Source organism: Haladaptatus sp. R4 (assembly GCF_001625445.1).
Lineage (GTDB): Archaea > Halobacteriota > Halobacteria > Halobacteriales > Haladaptataceae > Haladaptatus.
Window position 1 is genome coordinate 880,492 of record NZ_LWHG01000011.1, and the last position, 23,986, is coordinate 904,477.

At 61.7% G+C, this 23,986-nt stretch carries 24 protein-coding genes and 4 pseudogenes; 9 read left to right on the forward strand and 19 right to left on the reverse strand.

Annotated elements, in window-relative coordinates; all coding sequences use genetic code 11:
• Positions 1 to 113: 113 nt before the first annotated feature.
• Positions 114 to 728: a TetR/AcrR family transcriptional regulator gene (locus tag A4G99_RS08135; protein WP_066141731.1), complete on the forward strand. Its 615-nt coding sequence runs from the start codon at positions 114 to 116 to the stop codon at positions 726 to 728.
• A gap of 13 nt (positions 729 to 741) precedes the next feature.
• Here the strand turns inward: A4G99_RS08135 and A4G99_RS08140 are convergent, their stop codons facing one another.
• The 3 genes from A4G99_RS08140 to A4G99_RS08150 all read right to left on the reverse strand — a co-directional run bounded on the left by A4G99_RS08140 (position 742) and on the right by A4G99_RS08150 (position 3,328).
• Positions 742 to 1,176: a universal stress protein gene (locus A4G99_RS08140; RefSeq protein WP_066141734.1), complete on the reverse strand. Its 435-nt coding sequence runs from the start codon at positions 1,174 to 1,176 to the stop codon at positions 742 to 744.
• Positions 1,177 to 1,247: 71 nt separating this feature from the next.
• Positions 1,248 to 2,723, reverse strand: a complete 1,476-nt coding sequence (locus A4G99_RS08145) for an MATE family efflux transporter (RefSeq protein ID WP_066141737.1) — start codon at positions 2,721 to 2,723, stop codon at positions 1,248 to 1,250.
• Entirely contained in the window at positions 2,720 to 3,328 is a 609-nt protein-coding gene (locus A4G99_RS08150) for a TetR/AcrR family transcriptional regulator (RefSeq protein ID WP_066141740.1), read from the reverse strand. Before A4G99_RS08150 ends, A4G99_RS08145 begins: the two co-directional genes overlap by 4 nt.
• A gap of 163 nt (positions 3,329 to 3,491) precedes the next feature.
• Here A4G99_RS08150 and A4G99_RS08155 point away from each other — a divergent pair, with 163 nt between their 5' ends.
• Complete coding sequence (locus A4G99_RS08155; RefSeq protein ID WP_223301771.1) at positions 3,492 to 4,091, forward strand: TetR/AcrR family transcriptional regulator; 600 nt, start codon at positions 3,492 to 3,494, stop codon at positions 4,089 to 4,091.
• Between the two features lie 134 nt (positions 4,092 to 4,225).
• Here A4G99_RS08155 and A4G99_RS24340 read toward each other — a convergent pair.
• From A4G99_RS24340 to A4G99_RS08180, 5 genes and pseudogenes are all read right to left on the reverse strand, one after another.
• Positions 4,226 to 4,777, reverse strand: a pseudogene (locus A4G99_RS24340) (DsbA family protein); the annotation flags it as partial.
• On the reverse strand, positions 4,687 to 5,235 hold the full coding sequence (locus A4G99_RS08165) for a redoxin domain-containing protein (protein WP_082837735.1): 549 nt from the start codon (positions 5,233 to 5,235) through the stop codon (positions 4,687 to 4,689). The gene A4G99_RS08165 and the pseudogene A4G99_RS24340, both read right to left, overlap by 91 nt.
• Positions 5,236 to 5,337: 102 nt before the next feature.
• Positions 5,338 to 5,547, reverse strand: coding sequence for a hypothetical protein (locus tag A4G99_RS08170; RefSeq protein ID WP_066141747.1), 210 nt, complete (start codon positions 5,545 to 5,547; stop codon positions 5,338 to 5,340).
• Between the two features lie 134 nt (positions 5,548 to 5,681).
• Entirely contained in the window at positions 5,682 to 6,929 is a 1,248-nt protein-coding gene (locus A4G99_RS08175) for an ABC transporter permease (RefSeq protein WP_066141750.1), read from the reverse strand.
• Positions 6,926 to 7,663 (reverse strand): ABC transporter ATP-binding protein, encoded by a 738-nt coding sequence (locus A4G99_RS08180; RefSeq protein ID WP_066141753.1) that lies wholly within the window; start codon positions 7,661 to 7,663, stop codon positions 6,926 to 6,928. Before A4G99_RS08180 ends, A4G99_RS08175 begins: the two co-directional genes overlap by 4 nt.
• 207 nt (positions 7,664 to 7,870) lie before the next feature.
• Here A4G99_RS08180 and A4G99_RS25850 point away from each other — a divergent pair, with 207 nt between their 5' ends.
• The 3 genes from A4G99_RS25850 (at position 7,871) to A4G99_RS08190 (ending at position 9,443) form a co-directional block, all read left to right on the forward strand.
• Positions 7,871 to 8,014, forward strand: coding sequence for a hypothetical protein (locus tag A4G99_RS25850; protein ID WP_190303721.1), 144 nt, complete (start codon positions 7,871 to 7,873; stop codon positions 8,012 to 8,014).
• A 38-nt stretch (positions 8,015 to 8,052) separates the two neighbouring features.
• Entirely contained in the window at positions 8,053 to 8,970 is a 918-nt protein-coding gene (locus A4G99_RS08185; RefSeq protein ID WP_066141755.1) for an alpha/beta hydrolase, read from the forward strand.
• Between the two features lie 71 nt (positions 8,971 to 9,041).
• Positions 9,042 to 9,443 (forward strand): hypothetical protein, encoded by a 402-nt coding sequence (locus tag A4G99_RS08190; RefSeq protein ID WP_066141758.1) that lies wholly within the window; start codon positions 9,042 to 9,044, stop codon positions 9,441 to 9,443.
• Here A4G99_RS08190 and A4G99_RS08195 read toward each other — a convergent pair.
• Positions 9,440 to 9,910: a metal-dependent hydrolase gene (locus A4G99_RS08195; protein ID WP_066141761.1), complete on the reverse strand. Its 471-nt coding sequence runs from the start codon at positions 9,908 to 9,910 to the stop codon at positions 9,440 to 9,442. The two genes, A4G99_RS08190 and A4G99_RS08195, sit on opposite strands and share 4 nt — an antisense overlap.
• 106 nt (positions 9,911 to 10,016) lie before the next feature.
• Between A4G99_RS08195 and A4G99_RS08200 the strand changes: the two are divergent.
• Positions 10,017 to 10,714: pseudogene (locus tag A4G99_RS08200) on the forward strand (SDR family NAD(P)-dependent oxidoreductase).
• Between the two features lie 63 nt (positions 10,715 to 10,777).
• On the opposite strand, the gene A4G99_RS08205 reads toward A4G99_RS08200, so the two are convergent.
• Positions 10,778 to 11,461 (reverse strand): YqjF family protein, encoded by a 684-nt coding sequence (locus A4G99_RS08205; protein ID WP_066141764.1) that lies wholly within the window; start codon positions 11,459 to 11,461, stop codon positions 10,778 to 10,780.
• Between the two features lie 107 nt (positions 11,462 to 11,568).
• Here A4G99_RS08205 and A4G99_RS08210 point away from each other — a divergent pair, with 107 nt between their 5' ends.
• On the forward strand, positions 11,569 to 12,402 hold the full coding sequence (locus A4G99_RS08210) for a zinc transporter (protein ID WP_066141767.1): 834 nt from the start codon (positions 11,569 to 11,571) through the stop codon (positions 12,400 to 12,402).
• A 68-nt stretch (positions 12,403 to 12,470) separates the two neighbouring features.
• On the forward strand, positions 12,471 to 12,908 hold the full coding sequence (locus A4G99_RS08215) for an acyl-CoA thioesterase (RefSeq protein WP_066142457.1): 438 nt from the start codon (positions 12,471 to 12,473) through the stop codon (positions 12,906 to 12,908).
• A gap of 51 nt (positions 12,909 to 12,959) precedes the next feature.
• On the opposite strand, the gene A4G99_RS08220 is transcribed toward A4G99_RS08215, so the two are convergent.
• From A4G99_RS08220 to A4G99_RS08235, 4 genes are all read right to left on the reverse strand, one after another.
• Complete coding sequence (locus A4G99_RS08220) at positions 12,960 to 14,183, reverse strand: choice-of-anchor W domain-containing protein (protein WP_066141770.1); 1,224 nt, start codon at positions 14,181 to 14,183, stop codon at positions 12,960 to 12,962.
• Between the two features lie 122 nt (positions 14,184 to 14,305).
• A complete protein-coding gene (locus A4G99_RS08225) occupies positions 14,306 to 14,770 on the reverse strand; it encodes a signal peptidase I (RefSeq protein ID WP_066141772.1) in 465 nt (154 codons plus the stop codon).
• 50 nt (positions 14,771 to 14,820) lie between these two features.
• Entirely contained in the window at positions 14,821 to 15,477 is a 657-nt protein-coding gene (locus tag A4G99_RS08230; protein ID WP_342764452.1) for a TasA family protein, read from the reverse strand.
• A 181-nt stretch (positions 15,478 to 15,658) separates the two neighbouring features.
• Positions 15,659 to 16,168, reverse strand: coding sequence for a hypothetical protein (locus tag A4G99_RS08235; protein ID WP_066142460.1), 510 nt, complete (start codon positions 16,166 to 16,168; stop codon positions 15,659 to 15,661).
• A gap of 193 nt (positions 16,169 to 16,361) precedes the next feature.
• Between A4G99_RS08235 and A4G99_RS08240 the strand changes: the two genes are divergently transcribed.
• Complete coding sequence (locus A4G99_RS08240; RefSeq protein WP_066141778.1) at positions 16,362 to 17,927, forward strand: globin-coupled sensor protein; 1,566 nt, start codon at positions 16,362 to 16,364, stop codon at positions 17,925 to 17,927.
• Between the two features lie 14 nt (positions 17,928 to 17,941).
• On the opposite strand, the pseudogene ppc reads toward A4G99_RS08240, so the two are convergent.
• The 5 genes and pseudogenes from ppc to A4G99_RS08265 all read right to left on the reverse strand — a co-directional run bounded on the left by ppc (position 17,942) and on the right by A4G99_RS08265 (position 23,966).
• Positions 17,942 to 20,613, reverse strand: a pseudogene (gene ppc, locus A4G99_RS08245) (phosphoenolpyruvate carboxylase).
• A gap of 74 nt (positions 20,614 to 20,687) precedes the next feature.
• A pseudogene (locus A4G99_RS08250) lies at positions 20,688 to 21,016 on the reverse strand (transcription factor S).
• 717 nt (positions 21,017 to 21,733) lie between these two features.
• On the reverse strand, positions 21,734 to 22,150 hold the full coding sequence (locus tag A4G99_RS08255; RefSeq protein WP_066141781.1) for a hypothetical protein: 417 nt from the start codon (positions 22,148 to 22,150) through the stop codon (positions 21,734 to 21,736).
• Positions 22,147 to 23,028, reverse strand: a complete 882-nt coding sequence (locus A4G99_RS08260) for a hypothetical protein (protein WP_066141784.1) — start codon at positions 23,026 to 23,028, stop codon at positions 22,147 to 22,149. Before A4G99_RS08260 ends, A4G99_RS08255 begins: the two co-directional genes overlap by 4 nt.
• Positions 23,029 to 23,129: 101 nt before the next feature.
• Positions 23,130 to 23,966: an HTR-like protein gene (locus A4G99_RS08265; RefSeq protein WP_066141787.1), complete on the reverse strand. Its 837-nt coding sequence runs from the start codon at positions 23,964 to 23,966 to the stop codon at positions 23,130 to 23,132.
• Positions 23,967 to 23,986 lie beyond the last annotated feature (20 nt).

Here is a 23,986-nt window from a genome sequence, read left to right on the forward strand (position 1 = left end):
CACCGATTCGATGCGAAAGCCATCGCGTTCGGTGGTCGGTCCCCGGAACGCGAAACGTTCGACCCGCCTCGCCCAGCGACGCGGAAACGGATAAACGAGGGTTTCAGCCGGTAATGACGGCGAAACCATCTTTTCTTGAGGATCCGAGCGACACCCGTGGCGCCATCATGCGGGCGACGTATTTGGCCCTCTGCAAGCACGGCTACGCCGACCTCACGATTCAGCGAATCGCCGACGAGTTTCCGAAGAGCAAGTCCCTCCTCTACCATCACTACGACGGAAAGGACGACCTCCTGCTGGATTTCCTGGGATTCATGCTCGAACAGCAAAAGGAGCGAATTCCGGCGAAGCAGTCCTCGGGCAGTCCGCGGGACCATCTGAACGCCATCTTCGACCGCATTTTCGTCACACCGATTCCCGACGACTACCGGGATTTCTCGCGTGCGATGGTCGAACTCCGCGCGCAGGCCGCCCACGACGAGAAGTATCGGAACCACTTCACGCGCAGCGACGAGTTCTTCCGCGGACTCCTCACGCGCGTCATCCAGTCGGGTATCGACGAGGGCACCTTCCGCGACGTGGATGCCGAGGAAGTCGCGGAATTCCTCCTTCTGATCGTCACGGGAGCGATGACCAAACGCGTCACGACGAACAACGATGCCATCGAGACGGCCCGTAACGAACTCGACGCCTACGTCCGCCGTCGCCTCCTCGCTGACGAGGAGTAAACCGACATCGGACTCAGTGAACGATGGTGACGGGAACCGGTGACCGCCGCGTCACGGACTCCGCGACGCTGCCGAGGAAAATCCTGTCGAGACCGGTTCGTCCGTGGCTTCCCATGACGATACCGTCGATGTCGTTCTCGCCGTCTCCCGCGTATTCCACGATGGTGTGTGCCGGACGCCCCATCAGTTTGACCGTCTCCGTCGTGACATCCAGTTCGTCCGCCAGTTCGGTCATCTTTTCGAGGAGTTCGTCCGTGGCTTCCTGTTCGGCCTTCTCCACGTCGTCCGCGTAGAGCATGTCCCCGAACTCGTCCGAGGAAATCCACGATCGAGGATCGAGAACGTGCAGGAGGACGATTGTCGCCTCCGGATACACGTCGGCGGCGTGTTCGAGAGCTGTTTCCGACTGTGGTGCAGCGTCTACGGGGACCAGAATTCGCCGAGACATAGGTCGTCTATCGACAGCGACCAGTACAGTTGTTTCGGTGGAAACGACGAACGCGAGGAAAAGAACCCCGGTCAGTCGGCTGGTGACGGGGTGTTGGCTCCCTCGACCTCGCTCGTCTTCCACGTCCCACGGCGGAACCAGAGGAACGCGATGACGGCCGCGGCGACGTTCGAGAACGCTATCGCGTACCAGACGCCCGTGGGACCCATCCCCCGTATCTCCAGTAGATAGTACGCCACAGGGAGACGGAATACCCACAGCGAGAGGATGGTGAACACCATCGCGGTGGTCGTATCCCCGGCCCCGCGGAACGCCGAGGTGACGACCCGGAAGACGCCGAGGAACAGGAACGTCGGACCGATGATGCGGAGATACTGTGCGCCGATGTGGATGACGGTTTGACGGCTGAAGTTCTCGCTGCTGCCGACGAAGATACCGATGAGAGGTTCGGCGAAGTGCCACGCGACGACGCTCACGACGACGAGGACGACCGCCAGCGTAGCGGACGCGTAGTACACCGCCCGCTCCGAGCGCTCCGGTTTGTCCGCGCCGAGGTTCTGTCCCACCATCGTCGTCGTCCCTTGCGCGAGTCCGATACTCGGGAGGAAGACGAGCGAGTTCAGCCGATTACCGATACCGTAGGCCGCGACCGCCGGGTCTCCGGCCATGGCGACGATGGCGGTCAGGAACGTGATACCGAGCGCCCGCATCGACATATCGACGCTCGCCGGGACGCCGATGCGAACGATCTTCTTCACCGTCTCCGGTTCCGGAACGACGTCGTCGAACGAGAGGTGAATTCCGACGCGGCCGCTGAACAGGATTGTGAGGCCGATGACGGCGGCGATTCCGCGCGACAGGACGGTCGCTATCGCCGCCCCTTGAACGCCGAACCCGGCGAAGCCCGTGGCGTCGAACAGCGTCGTCTGGAGGCCACCGAGTCCGAGCGCCTGCAACAGCAGGTTGTCGGTGAACCCGTAAACGAAGAACGGGTCGAGGACGATGTTGAGCGTGACGCCGAACGCCATGAGATACATCGGCGTCCGCGTGTCGCCCCAGCCACGCAGGAGCGCCTGAAACATGAAGAAACCGAACATGAAGAACACGCCGAGGAAGGTCGTCCGCGTGAACTCCACGGTCCACCGATATATCTGCGTCCCCGGCGTCGTCCCGATGAGCGAGACGAGGGTCGGTGCGGCGAGATATCCGATGACCGCGAACACCAACGACGCGAGCAGCGTGAACGAGATGGTCTGTCCCGCGACGTGGTCCACGCGCTCGTGGTTGCCTGCCCCCTTGTTCTGTGAGACCAACGCGGTTCCGGCGATGGAAAAGCCGGTTCCGAGGCTGATGAGCAGGAAGATAATCGGGAACGCGTAGGAAACCGCGCTCACCGCGCCGGGACCGATCTGGCCGACCCAGAACGTGTCCGCGAGGTTGTACACGACCTGCATCAACTGGCTGGCGACGATGGGTGCCGACAGGATGAGGAGCGGTTTGTACAAGTCGCCGTCGGTCAGATTCAGATCCCTGCTTCCGGCGCTCATTCGTCGCCTCCGGCGCAAATATCGTCGACGAACTCGTCGATGACTTCACGCCCCACTTCGTTCGGGTCGTTGGATCCGAGGACTACTCCTCGGCCCCGGACCCCGTCGAGAAATATCAGGAGTCGTTCGGCCGCCCGTTCCGGATCGATGTCCTCCTCGAACTCGCCGCGCTCGATACCCTGGGCGATGATATCGGCGAACAGTTCCCGCAGTCGGTCGTTGTTCTCCTGGAACTGGTCGCGGAACGCGTCGTTGTACGGCGCTTGCATCCCCATCTCCAGCATGGCGATGTCGAAGTCGCTCTCCGAGTCGGGGTCGGGAAACAACGCATCGATGCTGAAGAGCAGGGCGTCCGTCGCGGTGTCGTAATCGTCCGTCGAAATTTTCGCGTCGAACTTTTCGTGGAGGTGGTCCAGAAACGAGAGGAGCAACTCCTCCTTACAGTTATAGTGGTAGTGGAGAAGCGACTTGCTCTTGCCGAACTCGTCGCTGATACGCTTCATCGTGAGGTTCGCATAGCCGTGCTTGCAGAGCGCCCGATGTGTGGCGGCCATGATGGCCTCGTGTGTTTCGGGCGGCGGCCCGTTCGACTGCTGTGTTCCCATCTCTAACTGAATAGTTAGTCAGGAGAGTTAATAGTTGTGTTGTTCATCGGGAGAAAAACGAGGACGAAACGGAGGGATGCCAATTCACGTGTCATACTGGTCAATACACGCTGTTCGCATCGAGACCACAAGCGTTTTGCCGTGATAACTAGTTGTTTAGTTAATGGCAGCGCCTTCCGACGGTGACGAGCGTTCCGACGCCGAACAGGCGATAATGCAGGCGACCTATCGGGCACTCTGTGAACACGGCTATGCGAACCTTACGATACACTCCATCGCGGAGGAGTATGGCAAATCGACGGCCGCAATTCACTATCACTACGACACGAAAGACGACCTCCTCGCGGCGTTTTTGAGCTATCTGTTGGATAAGTTCATCGACCGGGTTCACGAGGTGGAGACGACCGCCCCGCGGGAACGACTCGACTCCCTTCTGGATCGACTGCTGACCGACCGCGAAGGCTACCCCGAATTCCTGACCGCGATGCTGGAGATGCGCGCGCAGGCGCCGTACAACGACGCCGTGCGCGAACAGTTCCAGCGCAACGACGAGTACACACGATATCTGCTCAAGACCGTCATCGCCGACGGGACGGACGCGGGCGTGTTCGCCGCCGAGGACCCGGCCCACGCGGCGGAGGCGCTGATGCTCATCGTGGACGGCGCGCGAAACCGGTACGTCTCCCTGGACGAGAAGAACGCGCTCGAAGAAGCGCGTGAGACGGCCAGGGAGTACGTCGAACACGTTTTGATGGACGAGTAGGAAACCGCCGCTGCCGCTCGATTTCCGGAACTATCGCGGCTCGTTTCTCTCCATCGCATCCCGAAGCGCTTGGCGAGGCTCGCCTCTTCGAGCGGCCCGTCGTACCGCGCGCCGTCGATGAAGAACGTCGGCGTACCGTTGACGCCCCCGTGGATTCCGCCCTTGAAATCGTGCAGAATCCGCTGTTCGAACCGATTCTCGTCGAACACGTCGCGTTCGAACTGGGTCGTATCCAGTTCCAACTCCTCGGCATACCACCGAAGGTCGTCGTCTTCGAGCGCGTCCTGATGCTCGTAGAGGTGGTCGTGCATCTCCCAGAACTTTCCCTGCACACCGGCCGCCTCGGCCGCCTCCGCGGCGTGGAGGGCGTGTGGATGGGCCTGTTTCAACGGGAAGTTTCGAAAGACGAACCGGAGGTCGTCGCCCATCTCCTCCCGGATCGACTTGACGATCGGATACGCTCGGCCACAGTGGGGGCACTCGTAATCCCCGTATTCGACCAACGTGACGGGTGCATCCGGGTTCCCTCGTAGATGATCGGTTTCATCGATCGGACCGGCGAGCGTGTTGTCCGGGGAAATCGGTGTCCGATCGCTCATCTCGCGTCCCCGTTTTCGAACGCATTGAGCGCCTGTAGTATCCCGCTCGCGCCGGGGTTCACACCGACGGGGGAGACGAACGTCCATTGGATCACCCCCTCGTCGTCGATGACGAAGAGCGCCCGCTCGCTCGTTCCGTCTTCCGGTCGATACACGCCGTACGTTTTCGCCACCTTTCCCTTCGGTTCGAAGTCGGCGAGCAACGGGAAGTGGAGGTTGTGGTCGTCGGAGAACGAATCGTGGCTCCAGACGCCATCGACCGAGATTCCCAGTAGCTGTGCATCGTATCGTCCGAACTCGTCGAGTATCTCGTTGTAGAGCGACATCTGGTCGCCACAGACCGGACTCCAATCCGCTGGATAAAACGCGAGAATGACGGGTTGTCCGCGAAATTCGCGCAACGAAAGCGTTTGGTCCGGCGTCGAATAGAGCGTGAAGTCGGGCGCATCCGTGCCGCATTCGAGCGCGTCCGCCGGGTAACTCGCTTCCCCCGAGTCGTTCGCCCCACAGACGGAGAACTTCTGATCGTATGGTGATTGTTTCATGTCCCGTTCCCCCCTCTCTGGAAAGTCACGGGTTTAAGTAGTATATCTGTTGCGGGTGGCGGGAGTACTGACAGTCGAAACGCCGCGGTACTACCTCGAATCCTACTCCGGGTCCATTTCCCACGTCACGAATAGCAGTCCGACAACGCCCAAAACCAAAACGAGCGCGGTTATCCTGCCTCCAACATAGCAGAAATGATAGTGTGGACCACTGGTGAGACAACTAGCCTTCGGGAAAAACACCGCCGGAATGACGACGAGCGCTCCAACGACGACGGTCAAGACCAGCATCGCTTCCTTTATCGCTTTCATGCTGTTTCTCACTTTCCTCAATTCCGAACGTGTCCGCAGAAATTATTATTCTTGCCATCGTTACAGGTCTTGTCCATCGCTGCAGGTATCGACCGCACAGGGTCGCCGAACACGTTACGATGAAATCGAACTCCTCACTCGTGGCGGAGCGCGTCGATGGGGTCGATTCTGGCGGCGTTCCACGCAGGGTACAGACCGGAGACCAGTCCGACGCCGATACCGACGGCGATGGCGACGACGAACCACTTCGGCGCGAATGCGAGGTCGAAGCCGATGGCCTGTGCGGCGGCGTATCCGCCCGCGATGCCGACGACGGTGCCGACGAGCGAACCGATGACACCGAGGATGACCGCCTCGACGAGGAACAGTTGGATGATGTCGCGTTTCTGCCCGCCGATGGCCTTCATGATGCCGATCTCGCGGGTGCGTTCGGTCACGCTCACCAGCATGATGTTGGCGATGCCGATGGCCCCGACGATGAGCGAGATGACGGCGATACCGGTGATGAAACTCGTGAACGTCCCGATGACCTCCTGAATCTGATCGACGAGTTGTTGGTTCGTCTGGAGGGACACCTCGTAGGACGCGGGTTTGAGTTGGCTGGCGTCGGAGTCGTTCACCAGATACGACTCGACCGCCGGTTGGACGCTATCGACGTGATCGTAATCGACCGCCCGTACCGTCACCTGCGGGTAGGCCCGTTGCTGTTCGCCGGTCGCCGGACTCTTCACCGTGGTTCCGTAGAACGGGTCCGTGGGCACGTAGATCTGTGGCTGCGACGTGCCGAACACGTTCGCGCTGGACGAGGCGTTCAGGATGCCGACGACGGTGACGTTTTGCGGGCCGTCGCCGAACTGGAGCGTGAGGGTGTCGCCGGTCGAGACGTTCGTCGCGAACAGACTCGCCGCCGGTTTGTTCAGCACGACTTGTTCCTTCCCGGAGGTAAAGGCGTGTCCCGACTCGAACGAGTCCGCGGCGAACGAATCCGCCGTCGTCGCCGTCACGCTCTCCCACCCGACCGTTTGGCCGTCGTAGCCGAGCGAGGACACCTGCACGTTCCCCTGTGGAATCACGGAATCGACGTCGTCGAGCCCTCGTAACTGCTCGATGTCGTGTTCGGTGAACACGGGTAGCGACGCGCCCTGACTTTGCGGGCCGCCGGGACCGTCGTTCGTACTCGCCGGGCCGACGCTCGCGACGATGGACGGGTTCGACCCGGCCGAGACCTGGCCGACGACGGCGGCTTGGAGGCTCGCCCCGAGGGTGACGAACGTGATGACCGACCCGACGCCGATGATGATGCCGAGCGTCGTCAACACCGACCGGAGTTTGTGGTCGCGGATGGAGCGCCAACTCATCGCGAAACTCTGCCCGATGTTCATGGACCCACCTCCATCCGGCGCGGGGAGTCCACCGTCTCGATACGCTCGATTTCGCCGTCCAGCAGGTGGACGATGCGTTGGGCGTGCTCGGCGACGGTGCGCTCGTGGGTGACTAGGAAGATGGTGTTCCCCTCGTCGTGCAACTCCTCGAACAGGGCGAGAATCCGGCCTTCGGTCTCGCTATCGAGGTTGCCGGTCGGTTCGTCGGCGAGGATGATGGCCGGGTCGTTCGCCAGCGCGCGGGCGATGGCCACGCGCTGGCGTTGGCCGCCCGATAGTTCGTTGGGTCGGTGGTCGAGTCGGTCCCCCAACCCGACGCGTTCCAGCAGTTCGCTGGCTCGTTCGTTTCGTTTTTTCTTTCGCTCCCCTTGGAAGACCATCGGGAGCGCGACGTTCTCCTTCGCGGTGAGTTTCGGCATGAGGTTGAACGTCTGGAAGACGAAACCGATCTCGTCGCCCCGAAGCGTCGTTCGCTTCGTATCCGAAAGCGTCGTGATTTCGGTTCCGTTCACCGTGATCGATCCCTCCGTCGGCATGTCGAGACAACCGACGGCGTTCATCAGTGTACTCTTCCCCGACCCGCTCGGCCCCATGACGGCGGTGTACGACCCCCGTTCGATGGTGAGGTCGATACCGTCGAGCGCGTGGACGGGTTCGCCGCGATGGTAGGTCTTGCGCACGTCCGTCAGCGTTACCGCCGAAGGGGATGGCGTTCGTTCGGTTGTATTTGGCATTTGGTTGGTAGCGTGTTCGGTGTTCGACGTTCGGACGGTTCGTTTTGTGGGTAGGGGCGACCGGTGAGTCACTCCCACCGCACTGACCGAACATTCATTCAGCAAGGGATAAACCTTCCCCGAGACGTGATACCAAACGGACGGCAACTCTCTACACCGACCGCTGACGGGCGCGGGATTGACATTCACGGGGGTTGACGAACCACCATGGGGGTTTGTGATATTTGCGAACAGCGCAAGTCGAACGGGACGCATCTCGTCGGCCGAACCGGCGAGTTGTGGGTGTGTCGTGGGTGTATGATGCGGGCCGTGACCGGGAAGAAGGAGGAACTGTCGTTCGTGAACCCGTGAGACGAGTTTTATGTTCCTCGTCGTCCTCGTAACGAACAATGACGAAGACACGGGCACGTGAGCTGTCGCGGCTTCGATACGCGAAGAACGATGTCGATTTCGAAAGCGAGGGGACGCGGTGTGCCGGATGGCTCTACACGCCGGAAGGCGTCTCGAACCCGCCCGTCGTCGTGATGGCGGGTGGCTTCGGCGCGGAACGGACCTTCGGTCTCCCGGAGATCGCAAAGGAGTTCGTCGCCCGCGAGTACGCCGTGTTCCTCTTCGACTACCGGAACTTCGGCGACAGCGACGGCGAACCGCGTAATCTCGTAAACGCGAGCCGTCACGTCGAGGATTGGAAAGCGGCGATCGACCACGTTCGCGGACTGAACGCCATCGACCGTCGAAAGATCGCGCTCTGGGGAACGTCCTACAGCGGCGGACACGTCATCGAGGCGGCGGCCGACGACCACCGAATCGCCGCCGTCGTCGCACAGGTTCCGTTCGTCGACGGACGGGCCGTCGCCCGAGCGTCCGGCCTCAAAAAATCGCTGAAAGGGACCGTCGCGGGGGTGCGTGACCTCGTCAGAAAGTACACCTTCAGGAGTCCGCACACGGTTCCGATCGCTGGGTATCCCGACGAGTTCGCCGTCCTGAACACCCCGGATGCGATGGAGGGGATGGAAACCATCGTTCCCGACCCGCCGGTGTGGGAGAACGAGGTACCGGCACGTGTCTTCCTCGAAATTCCTTTCTACCGCCCGATTTCGTCCGTGGAGGACGTCCCGTGTCCGATGCTTCTGATCGCCGGACGCGACGACGACATCGTTCCGGTGTCGTCGGTGCAGTCGGCCGCGGAAGCGGCCGACGCGACGTATCTCGAACTGCCGATCGGCCACTTCGACGTGTACGACGACGCGCTCGATACGGTCGTCGGTTACGAGGCGGCGTTCCTCGACCGGAACGTACGCGTGTAACCTGTTCCGAATTTACTTCTTTCTCAGAATTATAGTTACATTTATTGTCATGCAATTTAATAACTGATCTTATGTCGGTGAAAATAAACGGCGACGAGACGGCAGCCGCCCTTGCGCTCGATGAGGTCTTCGACGTACTGGTCTCGTCCCGTCGAAGAGCGGTACTGTACGAACTGTACGGTCGGTCGGACCCCATCGCGCTCTCCGACCTCGCTATCGCGGTCAGCAGGAGTGAGCCAAACGGAATCGACACCGAGGGGATCACAGCGGACGAGACGGTGACAACGGATCGAGGAGTAGTTCTCGCCTTGGATCACGTCCACCTTCCGAAGTTACAGCAGGCGGGACTCGTCGAGTACGACCGGACGGAGCGAACCGTTCAGTTGAACCGAATTCCGGGGCAGTTCGAGCGCTATCTTCGGTTTGCGGCCGAGGACGAACAGCGAACGGGCACCATCGACGCGACCGTTTAGGCGAACTGATTCCCGAGAAACAACGATCCTCCGGCGGAGACGACGCCGAACACGAACAGCACTGCGTTCGCTCGTGTATCGCTTGCGAGCACGATATCGAAGGTGAGCTTCCGGTCCGAGAGCGGCCAGAAGGGTCGGATTCCCATCGGCGTGATGACGTCCGCGAGGAGATGGGCGACGATTGCGAGCGCCCCGACCAAACCGCCGAATTCAGCACCGTTCGCTCCCGCGAGTAGACCGCCGCCGACTCCGGTGAGCAGTCCGACGAACGCCGCGAAGACGATGGAGTGGGTCGGGCCGCGGTGCCGAACCCGGTCCGTCCGCGTGTCGAGGTCGGGGAGCATCGTCAACGCGAGGACGATGCCAGCGCCGAGAAACGCCGTCGAGGTGGACCCAGACGCGGCGAGCACACCGGTGACCGGCGCGTAGAGGGCGAGCGCCACGCCACAGTGGCCCGGCTGATACATGGTTCTCAGTTACGCTGGACGCGGATAACTGCAACGCGACCGCTGGGAGGTGACGACCCGGGGGACGACGGAAACCGATTTCACGCAGCCATCCGTCCGCTTCCGCATGAACGAATCGACGGCGGTCGTCACCGGCGGGACACGAGGCATCGGCCGACAGGTCGCGGGCGCGTTGGCGAACGACGGTGCGACCGTCGCCCTCTGTGGACGCGACGCGGAGGAAATCGAGGCGAGCTCGAGGCCATCGAGGATGAGGGAGGGGAGGCGGTGGGCCTCCGCGCCGACGTGCGTGACGAGTTCGACGTGGAGCGGCTGATGGAAACCGCCGCGAGAAGCGGCACCGACGGCATCGACGTTGTCGTCGCCAACGCCGGAGTGTACCACGGGACGCCCGGCGAAACGCCGCTGACGACGGAATCCTACGCTGCCTTCGACGACACCCTCCGGACGAACTGCCGTGGGGCGTACGCGGCGGTTCGGGAATCGCTTCCCCACCTGAACGACGATGCTCGGATACTCGTCCCAACCGGCAGTATCGGGCACGAGACGCACGCGGGCTACGGTTCCTACGCCGTGTCGAAGGCCGCCGCCGAGGGGTTGGTTCGCGGGTTCTCCGCGGAACTCGACGTTCCCGTCGTCGGCATCGACCCCGGCGTCGTCGGAACCGAGATGATGGGCGGGAACGGACGCGACCCGGAGGACGTGGCCGAGTTGTTCGTCTGGGCCGCGACGGACGCGAACGCCGAGGACGTGGACGGCAAAATCATCGGGCTGAAGGAGTGGCGGAAGGCGACGCGGGGGTGAGTTCGTCGATCAGTCGGAGCGATTCGGAGCGATTCGGGTGGTCGGTCGAAGTGAGCCGAGTGGTCAATCGAGTCGGGTCGGCGTGTGAACGTGAAACTCCGTCTTCGGACAGTACCGAACCCGTGGCTCGGTCTCGGGTTCGGGAAGGGAACTCGCTTCGAACAGGGAATCGGCGCGCACGTCGGCCGCCGCTCGCTGGAGCGTCCACGGGTCGTGTTCGACGCGGGCGGTCATTCCGGCCTGTGGAACGAACAGTCGATAGCGCTCGGTCAGAAAGTAATCGAGCGTCCCGTGGTCGGGAGTGGTCGCTGGTCCTTCGGGGCGATAGGTCGCCTCGAATTCGACCGGGAGCGTGTCGGGGTGAACGCGCCGACTCAGCACTCGATTTTCGGTTCCCGTCTCGCTGACGATGTCGGCGTAGTAGTACGGGAGATGGTAGAGCAGTCGGGCCACGCGGGCCGCTATCCGACTGCCGGTATCGAGGCTCAGAAAGTAGACGCCCGGCGCGTTTCCCAAGCGGACGTACGTGCGGAAGTTGATCTGGGGGAACGTCATCCCCACGACGCCGGGTGTTCCGGGTATTCGCGCGTTCTCGATGGTCGACGCGAGGACACTGACCCACGCCCGGCCATCGTGGGTGTCGAGCGCCAACGAATCCGGAATCGCGCCGTCGAGTGCGGCCGACTCGACCGGCCAGTGGACGAACAGACAGTCCCGCCACGTGAACCGGAGTGCGCGAACGGTCACGGTTCCACCGTCTTCGGCGCCATGCTTCCTTTCCCGGTTCCGCCCCGCAATAGTTTTGCGGCGGGCGACCGACGGGCTTAACAACTCCACGAACAATTTTAATAACAATGTCAGGACTCTCTCGTCTGGGTCTCGCCGGGTTCGTCGCCTTCGTCGTTCTCTCCGGGGTCGGGATCGTGGCCCATCTCTCGAAGGTACTCGTCATCGCGTGGGTCGCGTTCGCCGCCATGGCGGGCGGTGCCGTCCTCGGTGGCCGTGTGAACGACTCCATGCACGCGAAGCAACTCGTCTGGGCGTTCGGGTTGGCGAGCGGCGCGATGATCACCAGCGCCGCCGTGTTTCTCGTCCCGAGCGCGATTTCCCATCAGGCCGAATTCGGCGGCTTCGGCATAGCTTTCGGCATTCTCGCCGGATTCAGCGCCCACACCATCGGTCACCGGGCGACGCACCTCGAAACCGCGCTTGACCACACGTCGATAGAACTGACCGCCCACTCGCTCGCCGCAGGGGCCATCGTCGGACTCGTCTACGGCAACATGCCCGGCCTCGGTTTGCTCCTCGGGCTTACCATCGTTTCGCACAAGGGTCCCGCCGGATACGTCGCGGCCCACCGCCTTCGGGGGAGTGGCAAATCCGTCTCCGTCCTGCTCCTCCCCGCCGCCGGAATCGGCATCGCCGCCATTAGCTCCGCGCTGCTCCACCTCCCCTCGGACCCCGCGATAAACGGCTTCGTCTTCGGGTTCGCCGCCGGGGTCTTCCTCCACGTCGCCATGGACTTCCTCCCGCGCTGTGAACTCGGCGGTGAGGTGTACGAAGTCGCCCAGTTGAGCGACAACGCACACCACCTCCTCGACGAACTCCGTACGCACGCGGTGGCGAGCACCCTCCTCGGCGGTGCCATCGTGTTCGGCTTGTGGGCGGTCATCAGTCGCCCGATGTGACCGTCGGCGTGCCATCGCACGAAAGCGACCACGCAACGACTATTCGTCCGCTCGGGAAACTCACGTGTATGCCGACGCTGATGGACACCTACATCGAAAACCGCGAACGCGTGCAACCGAACCACGCCAACAACTACGAGACCGCTCACGGGGGAATCGTGATGAAATGGATGGACGAAATCGGGGCGATGTCGGCGATGCGCCTCGCGGGTGAGACGTGCGTCACCGCCAACGTGGATCAGATGGACTTCCAACGACCGATTCCCGTCGGGGATACCACGGTCATCCGGTCGTACGTCTACGACACTGGACGGACGAGCGTGAAGGTGAAACTGCGCGCCTTCCGCGAGGAACCCCGGACGGGCGAGCGCGAGCAGACGACCGAGTCGTACTTCGTCTTCGTTGCGGTGAACGACGAGGGACGGCCCACGAAGGTGCCGGACATTCAGGTGGAAACCGAACGCGGCGAGGAACTCCGTGAAGCCGCACTCGCCGGTGAAAAATAGCCTCCTTCTCGACGGGCTTGGCACCCAGGTACTGGCGAGGCACGCTTCTCCCTACCGAACGATATACGGTCCGTTTCGCGTCCCGAAAACCAACGATTGTGAGCTGTTTTCGGTCGAATTACTGCCGGTCGTGCTCGAACTCGAAGTCACGCGACCGACCCGCAACCGGTAGTACTGGGTGTCTTGCGACGGTTTGTTTTTCGACCACTGCATGCGGGCGTTCCCTCGGAGCGTGAACCCCTCTTCGAGCGAAACGTTCGACACGCGAATCGCGGAGCCGCCGTTCGTGACTTGGATGTCCCGGCCGAGTTGATTGCCGTTGAGGCGGAGGTTATTCAACTGCGTGGTCGCCGAAGTCGGCGCGACCACATCGAGGAGCAGGTCGGTGTACGGCCCCGTATCCGTTGGTGCGTACGTCAGGTCACTCACGCCTTGGTTACCGTAGGTGACGATGGTAGTTTGCGGATCGTACGTGAGCGTGAACGGGCGGGTTTCGTTGTTCTGCCAGTCCTTGTTCGATCTGTTCTTCGGATTGTTGATCGTCGGACCGAGCCGATGCTCCGTCACCCCGGATCCGGATCCACCGACGCGTCCCTGCGCGATGAACGCCTGTTGCATCGTGATCGAGTTGTACTCCTGTTGTGTGAGCGTCGTTATCGTAGGATCGGACGCCTGTCCACCCCCGGCCTGCAGCGATACCCGCGTCGTATCCACGTCGCTCCACCCGGCCGGGGAAACGCGCGAATTCAACGTGAGATCGAGATCGAAAACGAGGCGGTCTCCGTACGCGGCGGTCGATCCCGTCGGATAGTTCACCTCGAACACGAACACCGCCGGGGACGATCCGAGCGACGGTGACAGTTGAATCGCCTGCTCCGGTCGCCCCGCAACCGTGCTATACGAGGCCAACGACGAACCATCGCCGAAAAAGTAACCGACCGTCGTCCCGTCACGTTCGAGGGACGCCCTGAACAGTAGTTCGTCGTCTAGTTCGCCGCCGTCTGCAGTGGACGTGTTCGACTCGCCGGATTCCGTCGTTCCTTCGTCAGTTGTAACGGTGGTGACGCCGAGGCTGATCGATTCACCGCCGGTGCTTCCGGCGTTCGTGAGCGACGTTCGATGAGTGTACGAACCGCCGGAACCGAGAACGAGGTCTCCTGCGGCAGGAATCCGATCCGTGTCGGATCCTTGCAGTTTGAGGTCGAGTGTCCCCCCGTCCGTTTCTCCGGCCGTCGAATCCGAAACGCCGTACAGAGCGCCCCCCGTCCCCGTCATCGCTGACGAACCGACACCGACCGCGAATAACTGGAGCGCACGTCGTCTCGATAGCTCTCTCATCGACTCACCGCGAACCAGTAGGGAGCGCAGATATTTGTGACTTTTTCATTAGAATAAAATTATTCTAACCGAGTAAAAAAGTAGCCAGCGGCTCCCATAAGCACACCGCCGCCGAGGATCGCGTAGAGATACGCACTACGCGAGAAAACCGGGTGAACCAGATACCCGTATAGCGGAATCGACAGGACGACTTCACCACGAATTTGGTCCCGATGGACGACGAAGGAATCCGGATACGTTCGAGCATCACCTTTCGTCACGAATCCATCGTTCGTCTTCCGAACGATCCGGTGAGTGACGAGTTCACCGTTCTGTGCGAAGGTGATCGCATCCCCGGATTCGTAGTGACCCGAATCGTACGTGTAAACCACGCTCCCGGGCTTGAGGGTTGGTGTCATACTTCCACTCAGGACGACGTAGCTTCCCACGCCGGGCAACAGCGTGAAAAGGATTTGTCCGACTATCGGGAGTAGGAGGATTCCGAGAACGATCCAACCGAGTCGGGAGGGACGGACGAACCTCATCAATCTGAATACGAGCACAACACACTTAAAATAAGTATGGCATTATTTGATTATTGGCTGCTGTCCTGATTGAGCGTGAAGTTGACCGCGATGTCGACGCCGTCAGCCATCACATCCTCGTCAGCTCCGGTTAGATTACCGGTCGTATCGGCACCGGTCCAGTACGCAGCGTTGTCGTTTGCGACTTCGAGGTCGAGAGTGAAGTACGTCGTACTCGAACTGTTCGGAGCGGGTGCTTGCAGATCATCGAGCACGTTCGTCTGCGCGTTCACCTCTTGGAGATCGACGTATCCGTTCCCGTTCGTATCCGTCACGTTCGACGTGATGTCGTCGAGGACGGTCCCTTGCGGGCTCTCGTACTGCATCGTCTGAACGCGAATAAGACTCGCCGTCTCGGACGCGTTCAGCTCGTTGGCGAGCTCGGAGTCGTTCGGTTCGGCACGGAGGTCGTTTTCCGTATAGTTGAAGCCGATTTCGAGATGATCCGCCTCCGTCGATCCCTCGTTCGTCAGCGCGTACGTGTGATTCACCTGGTCACCTGGTTGGGCATTGATCAGGTTGAAATCCTCCGTTGTGCCATTCGCGCTGCCGTTTATTGCGAGGTCCATCGTACCGGCCTCGACCGTGTTACCCGTGCTTGAGTCCGTGTCGCTCCAGAACGCCCACGTCCCGACACCAGCGAGAATACCACCGGCGATGACTATCAACGCAAGCGCAATTTTGGTTCTTCTGTTGTTTATTTCCATCTTTGCAGTACATTACACAATAATAACCCCGTTAAATCTTTTCTAGCCCTATCCATATTATTTATAATTATTCAAAAATGTGCGAATATATATAGAAACGGAACTGTGGTACGACTCGGGTCGGAAAGTGAAATTCCTCGGGTCAGAGTTCCCGCGCCGAATCCGGATTCTCGACGTCCCAGAGATATTCGGGCAAAAAGGCGTCGAGGTGGTCGATAATTTTGTGCTCTCCGACGTTCATCCCCTCGCAGTGATCCCACGCCGATTCCCGGATATCGACGTACATCTCCCCGTCTTCCGTGCGAATCGAGACGGGATAGACGAAACAGCGCGCGGGTTTCCACCCGTCTTCGGCCTGCAACTCACAGAGTCCGTCCCCGCGGAGGAAGTGACAGGCACAGCCGTCCTCGCCCGTTTCGTCGTGGTCTTTCGCCTCGCGGCGGACGAAATCCTCGCCGCGAAAGCTCGTCGTCGCGTCGTTCAAATCGGCGTGCTCGCCCAACTCGAAGTACTCGCGGTCGTACAGCATCACGCCGTGATGACAGCACCACGTACAGCTATCGACGCATTCGAACGTGAGGTCGGGGTCGAACTCCACGACCACCTCGCGGCCCGGATGCACTTCGACGCGAACCGGAGTGTCTACGCTCACGTTCGCGGTTCGGCCGTGCGCGGGGAAAGGTCGTCCGATTCCGGTCGGTCGTTCGGACCGCCTGCAGAATTCTATTCGAATCGAACAGTTCTCTGCCGACACTCCGAATAAAGCGCGTATACCTTTAGTTTTCCCCCGACTCCCTGTCCACGAGAACGGTAATAATTTAAATACGTTTGCCCCAGTTCCAGCCATGAACTCAGCGGGCGACGTATTCGGGAACTCCGCTCTCGGGAAGCGAGTGGACATGGACGAACAGCTTTCGGAGATGGGTCTCGACATGGCGGAAATCGAGCGACGCAAGTCGTTCCTCGACTTCGATAGTGCGGACGCTCGACGACTAGCGGCCCTCCGTCCCGTATTCGAGGACCATCGCGCGGAGATCGCCGACCGATTCTACGCGAACCTCCAGTTGGACGAGGAGACGCACGAGATTCTCAACAATTCCACGCGCACCATCGACTCGCTCAAGCGGACGCAGGGGGAGTATCTCGTCACGCTCGCCGACGGGTCCTACGGGACCGAGTACGTCCGCAACCGCGCGCGGATCGGAAAGCTCCACGACATGCTCGGGATGCCGCTGAACCACTACATCGGACAGTACGGCGTCTACTACGATTTGATCTCGTCCATCGTGGAAGAACGACTGCAGGACGAGATCGAAGCAATGGTTCGTGACGAGTTTTCGTCCGCGATGACCGACGGCGGGCAACTCGCCTCGTCCACGAACGCCGACGACCTCCTGGGCGGAGTCCGGGACGCGGTACACGAGAGTTTCGAGGAGATGTTGTCCGTGCTTCGCGTGCTCAACCTCGACATGCAGATCACGGCGGACACCTACGTCCACTCGCACAGTCGGCAGATGAAGCGGGAAATCGAGCGGTCGCGCACCCTGCGCGAATCGACCGAGGAACACGTTCTCGATGCACACGAGTCGGCGGGGGACGTCGCGGCGAGTTCCGCCGAGATCAGCGGATTGACCGAGGAGCAATCGAACAACATGGACCGCATCGCCAGCGAGGTGTCCACCCAGAGCGCGACCGTCGAGGAAATCGCGGCCAGCGCGAGCGAAGTGGGGCGACAGAGCCGCGAATCCCAGACGCTCGCAGAGGAGGGAAAGCAACTCGGGCAACGGGCCATCGGCGCGACCGAATCGACGGAGGATGCCCGTGAGAGCATGGTTGAGGACGCCGAGGAACTCCAGAACGCGGTGGCCGAAATCAGCGACGCCGTCGAGATGATAAACGACGTGGCGGATCAGACGAACTTGCTGGCGCTGAACGCCTCGATCGAAGCCGCACGGGCAGGCGAGGCTGGCGACGGGTTCGCCGTCGTCGCCGAGGAAGTCAAATCGCTCGCAGAGGAGTCGAAGGAGCGCGCCGCCGAAATCGAGTCGATGGGTGACCGCATCCAGTCCCGGACCGAGAGCACGCTCGACAGCCTCGGCGAGAGCGAAGCCTCGATCAGCGAGACGGTCACCGCCGTCCAACGAACCAGCGAAAAACTCGAACGGATCGTCGAATCGGCCACCGAAACGGCCGTCGGGATGGAGCAGATCACCTCCGCGACGGACGAACAGGCCGCGAGTACACAGGAGGTCGCCACCATGATAGACGAGGCGGCCGAACGGTCCGCACGGATATCGAAGAAGGTGTCGTCGATAGCGGAGACGAACGAAAAGCAGGCGGCGACGATCGAGGAACTGGACGACATCGTCGCCCACCTCGGCGAAGCCGAGAGCGACATCGACCGAATCTGAGCTGTAAACGGCCGTTATCCCGTATTTTTCATCCCCGCCGCGACACCGGTCACGGTGAGCCGGAGGGTTCGCCGTTCGGTCTCGGTCAGGTGCGACTGCCGGAGCAATCGCACCTGCAGGAGGTTGAGCGGATCGACGTAGGGATCCGGCGGGAGAGGCTCTCCTGTAGCCACTCCCGAGAGAGAAGGTCGTCGCGTCCCGTTATCTCTAATACGAGTTCGACCGAGCGTTCGTACTCGGCTTGGAGTTCGGGGAAGAACTGCTCGCGCAGTTGCTTCGGTGCGAGGTCGGCGTACTCAGCCGTGATTTCCAGGTCGGTTCGGGCGAGCGCCATCGCCGCGTTGTCCACCGTCGTCCGGAAGAACGGCCAGTTCTCGTACATCTCCCGGAGGGTGTCGATGTCGCCGTAGGCGTCCAACCCCTGGGCGAGCGAGTACCATCCCGGCAGGATGCAGCGGGCTTGCGTCCACGAGAACACCCACGGAATCGCACGGAGGTCCTCGACGGTTCGTTCGCCCGAGCGCGACGCGGGCCGCGACCCGAGATTCAAGTCCTCGATGACGGTTATCGGCGTCGTCTTCTCGAAGTACGAGACGAAGCCGTCGGATTCGAGCAGGTCGCGGTAGGCGTCGCGGGCGCGTCCGCCGTGACGTCCATCGCTTCGGCCCACTCGTCCGGAATCGTCTCCTCACCCTCTTCGAGGGAGGCGTACCGCGCCCGAATCTGGGCGTCCAGCATCTGCTCGACGTTTCGCTCCGCGATGATGGGATTGGCGTACTTCTCGGCGATGGCCTCGCCCTGTTCGGTGAACTTGACCTGCCCCGAGACGGTCTCGCGGGGAAGCGCCAACAGCGCCTCGTTCATCGGGCCGCCGCCGCGGGAAATCGACCCGCCGCGCCCGTGGAACAGGCGAAGGGTGACGTCGTACTCGTCGGTTATCTCCGCGAGCCGCTTCTGGTTCTGATAGAGGCTCCAGTTGGCCGCCAAAAAGCCGTTCTCCTTGTTCGAATCGGAGTAGCCGAGCATGATTTCCTGTGAACCGCCGCGGGCTTCGAGTGCGGCGGCGTAGGCCTCGTTCTCGAACAGGGTTCCGACGATGCGCCGCGCGCCTGACAGCGCGTACTCGGTTTCGAGCAGGGGCACCACGTCGAGTCCGGAGTAGCCGGGTAGGTCGACGATTCCGGCCTGGTCGGCGAGAAACAGCACTTCGAGGACGTGGCTGGCCTCGTCGGTCATGCTGATACAGTACGTGTTGATGGTCTCCTGTCCGTACTCGCGCTGCCAGTTGGCGGTCTCGGAGAACAGCGTGAGCACTCGGCTCGCCGTGTCAGAAAGCCCCTCGGTATCGAGGTCGATTATCGGTTCGTCCTGGAGGATGGCGTCGGTCAACAGTTCGACCCGCTCGTCCTCGGTCATCGAATCGTAGTCGAACCCTTCGCGTGCCAGCGCCTCCGCGATGGCCGTGGTGTGGTTCTGTCGGTGGTCGCGCAAGTCGAGCGCGGCGAGCGAGAAGCCGAACGTCTCGACGCGTCGTCGAAGCGGGTCCACTTCCGTCTCGACGACGCTCTCCGCGCCGTCGGTGCTGAGGCTGTCGGCGATGGTGTCCACGTCGGCGAGCAGTTCGTCGGCGTTCGTACCCGCCGGGACGAACGTCGCCGACGCGGTCGATTCGCTCGCGCATCAGCGCGAGTTTCTGCCGGTACGGTTCGTCCGGGTAGCGTTCGGTCGCCCGCTCCGCAATCGTGGGCAACTGCTCGCGGTCGGCGTCGAGCGAGGAATCGAACATGGAACTCGTCTCGACGCGGTCGCCGTCCTGGCTCAGCACTCCGGAGAGGCGTTTGAGTTCGTCGCGGTAGTGTTCCAGCACGACTTCACGCTGTCGCGCCAGCGTTTCGGCCGTGACTTCCGGCGTGACGTACGGGTTACCGTCCCGGTCGCTCCCGGCCCACGACCGGAAGGCGAACAGTTCCGGCACGTCCACGTCGAACTCCTCGCCGATGGTTCGGTCGAGTTCGTCGTACACGTCGCCCACGATGTCGAATAGGACGTTCTCCAGATACCAGAGGATGTTCCGCGCCTCGTCGGACACCTCCGGACGGCGCTTTCGAACCTGTCGCGTCTCCCAGAGGCCGGTGACCTCGCTCTCTAACTGGCGCTCCAGTTTGTCCTGTTCTTGATCGGTCAACATGCGCTCGTCCAGTTCAGCGAGCAGCGCTTCGACGGAGCGGAGTTTCGCCTTCACCGTCTTCCGGCGCGCTTCGGTCGGGTGCGCGGTGAACGTCGGCACGACGTTGACGTCGTCCAGCACCCGCTGAACGGTCTGCGAGTCGGCTTCGTCCTCCGCGAGGGTTTCCGCGGTCGCACGAAGCCCATCTTCGAGTGTTCCGTCCTGCGTTCCCTCGCGGATGGCCCGCACGCGTTCGCGCTCCTCGGCGAGGTTGATGAGTTCGAAGTAGGTGGCGAACGCCCGCGCGACGTTGCCCGCGAGTTCGGGCGAGAGGTCGTCGAGTTCGTCGCGGAGCGCCTCACGCGACTCTGAATCTCCGGCGCGGTAGTCGATCGCTTCGGTTCGGGCGGCTTCTACGGCCTCGAACGCCTCGCGGGAACCGAGGCGCGAGAGTACGTCACCCAGCAGTGCAGCGAGTTCACGGACGTCCTGTCGTACGTCCCGGGTATGCAATCTCATACCATAGCGGTGGTGGGCACCCAACGTAAAACGTCGGTCTTAGGGTAATATCTGCGAGAAATTTGAAATGAAAGTTAGTTGTATTCGCGCCAGCGGTAGCCACACTCCTTGCATTTGAAGAAGCGCGTCGGTGCCTCGTCGGCGGACGCGGTCTGTTTGATGGTGTACCACGCGACGTCGTGACCGCACTTGTCACAATGCACGTCTTTGGCGGTCGGTTTCCCCTCGAAGTCCGCGCCCTCCTCGGTTTCGATGACGTCGGAGTCGTCCTGTGCTTCCGTCGAGACGAACTCGGCGCGCGTTCCTCGTCCTTCTCCATCGTCGCCTGACAGTCCTCGTTCGAGCAGACCATCTTCGACCCCATCGTCCGCATCATGGAGCCACAGTCGTCGCAGAATTGCATACCCCGTGTTGTGCGTCGAGCGTGAAAAGCGCCACGTACGAACACGAGGGCGAGAAAATTGAGCGGTGTTTGACAGTTTTGCGATTACAGTTGCTGGGAAATAGACCGCCTCGAAATCTCCTGGTCGGTCCCGCGAACGCAGTGAGGGGGACGTTGTCAGAGCTCCGCTCTGACTGAACTCGCTACGAAACGGAGTGGTTGGTTGGTGTGGAGTTGCAATTGCTGGAAAGTAGACCGCCTCGAAAGCCCCCGCCCGCTCGCGGTCGCTGTGCAGGATATCTGCGCTCTCCGCACAGCGCGCAGATAGTGGCCTGCACCAGACGCCCAACGATAAACGCGAGTGCGGCCCCCTTTCAACCCACCCAGACGACCACACCGCAACCGCCCCGCCGCCGCACCACACACCTCCCCAACCGACTCCTTCGCTCACTACGTTCACTCAGTCATCCCTCGCGCGGGCGCACTACCGTGCGCGTCGCGCGCCGTGTTGTTGGCCGAATATCTGCCAATCCGTCCAGCCCGGTGGCGCGTGCGAGAAACGCGCGCGAGGGATGAGTGAGCGACTGCAAGGAGCGAAGGAATCGGCTGGGGAGGCGTGTGGTTCGGTGTGGCGGGACGGAGGCGGTTTCATGCGGCTCGGTCGTTGTACTCACAACAATATCAGACCCGCTTCGTAGCGAGTGAAGACACCGCCAAAGTCGAAGAAATGAGCGTTCTCTACTTCGTCGCACCAATATCGTCGTCTGCGACCATCGGACAATCAGCGACCCGAAGGTGGTCCATATCGTCCATCGAGAGGATGTCGGTCCCCTCGTGGGTACAGCGCAAGGTCGGCGGGTCGGCGACGTGCGGACACCCTTGACAGGTCGTCTTCGGAACGACGCGAACGTCGCGGTCGTCCTCCTCGACTCGGGGCGCGGCGACGACCAGTTCGCCGCTGTCCTCGCCCAACAGGTCGGCCCAGACCTCCTCGGCGTCCACCTCGCCGACGTCCATCTCCACGAACGTCTCGTCGGCCGCAACCGCTTCCGAGCGCCGATTGCGACGTTCCTCCACCTCCGCCGCGAGGGTCCCGAGCGGTTCGTTTGGGTCGGTACCGGTATCCTGCCCCTCGTCCGAACCGCTCCCAGTCATTCCTCGGTCACCTCGGTCAGGAACTCCTCGACCTCCGAGTCGGCGTCGGCGTCGAAACCGTCGGCGTCGAAGTCATCGCCCCCGAGCACGTCGCCTTCCAGGGCGGGCGGACGGCCGACGACCAACCGGTTCGCGCCGAAAAATCCCTCCTTGGGTTCGACGTCCTCGAACGTCGCGCCGCAGTGCGGACAGGACGGTTCGGTCAACAGCGCGATGGTGACGCTCCCCTCGCAGTCGCCGCACTTCGCGCTCGCCATCCCGTGGCGGTTGGCCGTTCGAGCGAGTTCCGCCGTTGCTGCTTGCGTCGCGCTCCGCGCCGCGAGGATGCGCGTCTGGTCGCGGACGGAGACGAGGGCGCGCGCGAGAACGTCCAGACGCTCGTCCAACTCGTCGGTCGTGTCCGTGAGATATTCGAGCACCTCCTCGTAGTTCTCGAACCCGGAATCCAACCGTTCGCGGTTGTCCGCGACGCGCTCGGAAAGTGCATCAAGTTCGTCCACGAGTTCGTCGATGGCGACGTCGTCGCCCTCCTCGGCATCCACCGCCTTCCGGAGTTCGAACAGTTCGGTCCGGAAGCCGTCCAATTCGTTCCGGAGGTCGTCGTGTTCGTGGTCGGCGGGTGCCTTTCCGTCGGTTTCGCGCTTTATCTGTACGACGCGTTCGCGGACGTCGGTCAGTTTCTCCATGAACTCGTCGTGGAGTTCGTCGAGTCGCTCGTCGGAAACGTCCTCCTCGTGGAGGGTACGGTGTGTCGTGAACAGTTCGGAGCGGAGGCGTTGGCGGGAACAACCGAGTTCGTCGGCCGTCTCGTCTAGCCACTGGGAAATCGGTTCGGGCAGTTCGACCGCCGGTACGTGACCCACGTCTTCGCTCTCCATTCGGATGAATGACTACTTCTCACAGAACTGACTTAACGTTTCGCCTCGTAGTGAGCGAGACGCTCCGGAAAATAAATGAAATTTGATGTTATCGGTTGGCGTTACCTGATCTTCCGAACGTTGCTGATGTCGAACCCGTCGCTCTGTGTCTCGGTTTCGAAACGGACGATGTTCTCCTCTTCGATGCGCGAGAGGACGCCACGGAACTCCCGGACGAACATCGTCCGCGCTCGTTCGTTACCGCCGCGTTCCCACTCGAAACAGATGGTGCCGTCGGTTGCGTTCATCAAAGCACCCATCTGTCTGTCCGTCAGGCTTTCCTGTGCGACGTGAATGAGGATCAGGCCGTCCCACGCCTGTGATGCCTTCTTCATCCCCTTAACGAGCATGACCATCTGATTCCAGTTCACTTGGTCGTCGGGGAGCGAACAGAGGTCGGTCAGAGAGTCGATGACGACGAGGTTGCCGGGCGCGTTCTCGGTGAGGTACCCTCCGAGCGCTTCGAGGACGTCGCGCCGGTCGTGGCTGTTTCCGAGGTCGGTGATGGTGCGGCGCTTTTCGACGTACCAATCGTGAGGGATGGGACTCAGTTGGAAATATTCGGACGAGAGATCCTCGAACGTGATGGCCTCCAGCGCCGGGGAAATCAGCGTTTCGTCGAGTGTGTGCGTCACTTCGTCGTATATCTCGGACGCGTTGGCGGTAAACGAAACGTAATGAATCTCGTCGGGAAGCGCGGCGCGGGGATCGATCGACCCGTAATGGAGACCGAACTGGTCCGTATCCGCATGACCGAGGGCGTTTATCGTCGCGCTGGTGTACGCGAACTCGCGCGCGCCAGCACCGGCGTCACCAGCCAGCAATACGACGCTTCCCGGCGGGGACCCCCCACCGATGAGCGAGTCGAACTGAGAGACACCGAACGGGATTCGATCCATGCACTCCCCTCTCATTCCTG